Origin of the sequence: Archangium sp., from assembly GCF_036389735.1 — a bacterium.
GTDB lineage: Bacteria > Myxococcota > Myxococcia > Myxococcales > Myxococcaceae > Archangium.
Genome location: NZ_DASVWK010000694.1, coordinates 1 through 5,692, shown reverse-complemented (window position 1 = coordinate 5,692; position 5,692 = coordinate 1). Strand labels below are relative to the sequence as shown.

The following is a 5,692-nucleotide window of genomic DNA, read 5'->3' as shown; positions in this document are numbered from 1 at the left end:
TCCTGCGTGCGGCGCAGACCGAGCGCCCACGCCAGGTCCTTCGAGCGCTCCAGCTCGGTGTAGAGCCGGTCCAGGGCGACGGCGGCCTCGCGCTGGAGCGGATCCCGCTCGGCGATGGCGCGCCACGCGGCGGCGGCGCTCTCCTTGTCGGACAGCTTCGACTCGTGCAGCAGGGCGGCCTCGCGCAGGTGCACGAGCTGCTCGGCCTGCTCCGGCGCGGCGGCGGCGAGCTTCTCCAGCACCTCGGCGAGCGCGGCCCACTCCTCGCCCGCGCGGTGCAGGCGCTGAAGGGCGCGGAGGCAGTCGAGGTTGCCAGGCTCCAGTGCCAGCAGGGACCGGAGCGAGGACACCGCGGCGGTCCGATCGTCGAGCTTCTTCTCCTGGACCTCGGCCAGCTCACGCAGCAGGCCGGCCCGGGCGGAACCCGCACCGCCCTCCTCCGTCAGCTCGATGAGGATTTCCGCGTAGGCGTCCAGCGAGTCCGCGTCCTCGGCGGCCTGGCGCGCGGCGGCGCGCAGGGGCAGGTCACCAGGAGCCAGGCGCAGGGCCCGGGCCAGCGAGGCGAAGGCCAGCTCCGGCTGCCGCAGCTGCGTCAGGTGCACCTGCGCGGCCTGACGGAGCGCCAGCACGCGGGCGGCGTCGTCGCGCGCCACCTCGGCGAGCACGTCCAGCGCGGCCACCAGCTTGCGGTGGTCCTTGGAGGCCTCGTAGGCGGGGATGAGCGCCCGGGCGGCCTCCTCGCGCGTGTTGCCGGAGGCGAGCATCTCCTCGAGCGCACCACGGGCATTCGTATCGGAGGGACGCTGGCGGAGGATGTCCGCGAAGCTGCGCACCACGTCCGTGCGGTCCCCCGACGAGTCCTTCAGCACCTGCGCGCGCTTGACCGTCAGGCTCGCCACGCGGTCCAGGTCGCCCGCGTCCTCCGCGAGCGCGATCTGCCGCGCGAGCACCTCACCCAGCTCGGTGTTGCGGCTGGCCTTCTCGTACAGGTCGGCCAGGCGAGGCAGGTGACGCACCTCGTCCGCACCGGCTTGGATGGCGGCCTGGAGCGCCTCGGCGGCCTGGAGCGGGCGGCCCAGCCCGGCGTTGAGTTCCACGAGCTGCATCTGCAGCTCCACCTTCTCCGCCTTCGGAGCCGTCTGGATGCGCTTGCGCAGCAGCGCGTCCGCGTCCGCGGCGCGGCCCGCCTTGCCGTACAGCTTGATGAGCCGGCCAAGCACCTCGGGCGACTCGGGCTCGCGCTGCAACGCCGTCTCCAGCGAGCCGATGGCCTCGGGGAGCGCCCCGGAGTCGTCGGCCAGCTTCGCCGCCTCGGAGAGGAGCTGCACGGCCAGCGCCGGAGCCTCCGCCTCGGTGGCCAGCGCGCGCAGCACGCGCACCAGCTCGGCGTGGGCGGACAGGTCATGCGCCAGGCGCGCCGCGTCGGCGCGGTTCGCCTCGTCGGTGGGAGCCTCGCGCACGGCCTTCACGCGCAGGTCGAAGGCCGCCCGGCTGTCGGCGAGCTGCTTCTCGTGGATGCTGGCGATCTGCCCGTACAGCCGCTGACGCGCCGCCGCTTCCTGGGTGGCCTCGAGCTGCTGGAGCATCGCGGACACCTGCCGCTGGTGGTCCCCGTTGCGGCCGTAGTGGTTGGCGAGTGCCTCGGCGATCTCCGCCGTGCGCACGCCGCCCGACGCGAGCCGCTCCAGTCCGCCCAGCACCACGCCGGTGGCGACGTTCTCCGCGAGCAGCTGGAGGAAGAGCCCCGCCGCATCCTGCGGCCGGTTCAGGCGCTCGGCGTACAGACGGGCCTGACGAGCCGCCCAGTCGCTGCGCTCCACCTGCGTCTCGGCCAGCTTCCCCAGCTTGCCAGCCAGCGCCGCGGCCTCCTCGAACTTCGACAGCGCCACGCACAGCGCCTGGAGGCGCCGCACGGGGGCCGCATCGTCGGGGGCGAGCTTCATCAGCTCGCGCACCATCGGCTCCAGCTCGGCCGGAGCCACGCCGGAAGCCTCGCGCCGGGCGATCTCCGCCTCCAGACGCGAGCGGGGATCATCCGAGAGCGCCGCGGAGGACCGGAGCGACTTCACGGCCTCTTGCGCCGCGCTGTCACCCGGCGCGCGCGCCAGCACCTCCTGCCAGGCCGCCTCGGCGCCCGCGGGGTCCGCCAGCGGCCCCTGGAGGAGCTGCGCGAGCTGACGCCACAGCGTGAGGGCCGCCTCGGGGGGCGCGACCACGGCCGCCCGACGCAGCGCCACCGCGAGCGCGGGCTCCGCCTGGGCCTTCGTCGCCTGCTCCACCACCGAGTCCAGCAGCATGGGCCGGGTCGGGTCCACCGCGAGGGCTCGCGCGAGCGCCTCGAAAGCACCCCGCGCGTTGTCCGCCTCCTCGTAGAGGAGCGCGAGCCCCTCGCAGAAGGCCACGCGCTCGGCGCGAGAGCGCGGGGCGAGCATCGCCAGGTCCAGCAGCGGCTCCAGCGCCTCCAGCTCCTCGTTCTCCGCCATCAGGCGGGCGAGCTGGAAGGCCGCGAGCGCGTTGGCCGGATCCACCTTGAGCGCCGCCTCGAGGTGTCCCCGAGCCGTCGTGCCGTCTTTCTGCTGGAGGCAGAGTTCCGCCAGCCGCAGCCGCAGGGCCACCTGCGAGCCGCGATCCTTCACCGTGACCAGGTGGCGCTCCAGCAGCGCCAGGGCGTCCGCCGTGCGGCCCTGCTCCAGCAGCAGCTCCGCGCCGAGGCTCGCCGCGTCCGCGCGCGACGGGTCGATGGAGATGGCCTTCTCGAAGGCGGCGAGCGCCCCGTCCACGTCATTGAGGCGGGTCAGGCGCAGGGAGCCCAGCCGCAGCCAGAGGTCCACCTGGGTGTTGCGCTCGCGCGCCTCGCCCGTCAGCGCCTCGAACCAGGCCTGCGCTGGCACGAAGTCACCATTGCGCTCGGACACGCGCTCGATGAGGTTGAGGGCCTCGGGCATGCCGGGCCACAGCAAGAAGCAGCGGTCCAGTGCCTCCTTCACCTTGTCCACCGAGGTCGGCTCGTACCAGGCGTGCAGCTTGGCCACGAGGAGAGACAACCGCGCCGCGCTCTTGCGGTCGCGCTCCTCCAGGGACATGCCGCGCAGCATGCGTGCGCGCTCGCGCCACGTCTGCTCGAAGCGCTGGAGCGTCTGCGTGGCCTTCTCCACCCGCGCGTTCTGGGGATCCAGCTCCCGCGCGACGGCCAGTGCCTCCTGGGCGAGCACGTGCTCGGTGGGGTCCTCCACCAGCCGCTCGGCGAAGGTGACGTACTCCTCCACCATGTCCTCGCCGCCCAGCGAGGACCGCTCACGCTCCAGCAGCTCGAAGACGGGCTGGAAGCGATCCTCGGTCATGAGGAGCTGGCGCGCGCGCTTGAAGGAGGTGCGGTCCGGCTTCGCTTCCGCGGCCCGCTGCAGACACAGCACCGCGCGGTCGCGCCGGAAGAGCTTCTGCTCGTGGAGGTTCGCCGCCTTGAGGAAATGGCCCGCGCTCTCCTCGCCCTCGCTCAGCGAGCCCAGTTGCTCCAGGACCTCGACGAGCGCCACCATGTCCTGGCGTGCCTCGTACACCGTCTTCAGCCCACGCAGCACGGGGCGGGGATCCTCGGCGATCAGCAGCGCGCGCCGCAGGAGCTCTTCGGAACGGGCCGGATTGCGCAACCGCTCGTAGGCGAGCTGACCCGCACGGACCAGGACCCGCACCGCCTCGGCGGTGGGCGTCTCGCGCGCGCGGCCCTCGTAGAGCCGGATGAGCTCCTCGACGCGGCCTGCCTTCTCGAGCGCCGCTTCCGCCTCGACAAAAGGCCGATCGGTGGCGACACGCTCAGCGGGTCGACGGAGGTTCTGCTGGTCCATGAAGGGCGGGCCTCACGAAAAAAGAAGGGGCGGGAGGCGGCACTGTATCGCCCGCCCACCGCCCCCCGCAATCGCGTAAATCCCGCCAACTGTCGAGAATTATTGGCCTTCTTGCTTGTTTGCAGCGGGAGCGGACGAGCTTTGCTCGGTAGCTGTCGTTCCCTCGGAGCCAGTCTCTTCAGCCTCTTCAGCGGCCGCGGCGGCATCGGCGGGCCGCTTGGGGGGCGGAGTGGCGGGCAGGGCCTGGGCGCGCTCCACGCCGGCCGTGTCGCCGAGCTTCGTGTACAGGGCGACGGCCCGATCACGCAGCTGGAGCTCCTCGGCCAGGGCCGCGGCCTTCGGCAGGTGGCCGATCTGCTCGTACAGGTCCATGGCCTTCTCCTTGCGGCCGAGCTCCTCGTAGAGGGTCGCCGCGGTGGCGGCCTCCCCGAGCAGCTCCAGCCACCGGGCGCGGCCGGCCGGCTTGTTCTCCGCCTCGGCGCGGGCGAGTTCCTTCTGGGCGAGCGCCTTGGCCTCCTCCTCCAGCTTCAGCCGCTGGAGGAAGTGGAAGGACTTGGGCGGCGGCAGCGGGCTGAGCACCTCCACCGCCTCCGGGCGGCGGCCGGCGTTCACCAGCAGCGTGGCGGCGCCGAGCCGGTCCCCGCGCTCCACCAGGGCCTTCACCTCGAGGTCGCGAATGCGGTTGGCCGCCGCGAAGTCGCGGGTGCGCTCGTACGCCTTGCGCGCCAGCGCCAGCTTCCCGGAGCGCTCGTAGGCGAGCGCCGCCTGATCGAACTGCCGGGCCCGCTCGTACAGCCGGGCGACGTTCTCGAAGTCACCCTTGCCGATGTAGTGCTCCATCAGCAGCTCGTAGGCCCCGGCCTTCTCGAGCGTCTGGGCGAGCTGCTCCGCGGGCACCGTCGCCAGCAGGCGGCGGGCGGTGTCGTTGTCCTTGCCCGCCAGCGCGGTACGCAGCGCGCTCTTCACGTCCCCACCGGCCTCGAAGAGCCGGGTGGCATCGGCGAAGGAGTTGTTGCGCTCGTGCATGCGCGCCGCGTCGCGGGTGCGGCCCATGCCCTCGAGTTGCGTCGCCTGCTCCTTCCAGTCGCCCGTCAGCTCGGGCAGGGGCTGCCGGCGCTCGCGCTCTCCGCCAGCACCACGCTCGGGCCGCTCACGGCGCTCGCCACGCTCTCCACCAGCGCCACGCTCGGGCCGCTCACGGCGCTCGCCACGCTCTCCGCCAGCGCCACGCTCGGGCCGCTCACGGCCACCCTCGCGACGCTCTCGGCGGTCACCCTCGCGACCGCCTTCACGGCGCTCGGTGGTGGGAGCGGGACGAGCCGCGGCGGGCTCCTCACGCTCGGGCTGCGGCTCACGCCCGCTCAGCGCGAAGGCCGCCGAGGCACGCTCCTGATCCCCGGTGGCGCGCCAGGCGCGGCCCACCAGGTACATGACGTCCACGTAGGCGTTGAACTTCGCCTTGGGCGAATCCGCCGCCGGGGCAGCCGGAGCCGAACCCTCGGCGGGCGCACCCGCGGCCTGCTCCGCCGGGGCCGAGCCCTCGGCGGATGGCGCCGACTCGGTGGCCGCGGGCGTCTCGGTCGCGCCCTCGGCGGACGCGGGCTCACCCGCGGGGGCCGCCGGGGTCTCCCCACCGGCCTCCGGCATGGGCGGCCGGGTCTGGCGCTGCACACGCAAGAGCGTGGTGATGAGCCGGCCACGCACGTTGAGATCCAGCTCCTCGAGCGACTTCACCCGCATGGAGCGCAGCGAGCGGACAATCGACTCCAGCGGCGACTTCTGGGCCGCGAAGTCGCTCTTGCCCAGCGCCTTCTCCAGGGTGCTCAGCTCGGCGATGACACGCTGGCCCG

Annotated in this window: 2 protein-coding genes; both read right to left on the bottom strand. The window is 73.3% G+C overall.

Annotated features, from left to right (window positions below):
* A partial coding sequence (locus tag VF794_RS24515) for a tetratricopeptide repeat protein (RefSeq protein ID WP_331114408.1) occupies positions 1 to 3,842 on the bottom strand: 3,842 nt, incomplete at its 3' end.
* 99 nt (positions 3,843 to 3,941) lie between these two features.
* The coding region (locus VF794_RS24510; protein WP_331114406.1) for a DEAD/DEAH box helicase at positions 3,942 to 5,692 on the bottom strand (1,751 nt) is incomplete at its 5' end.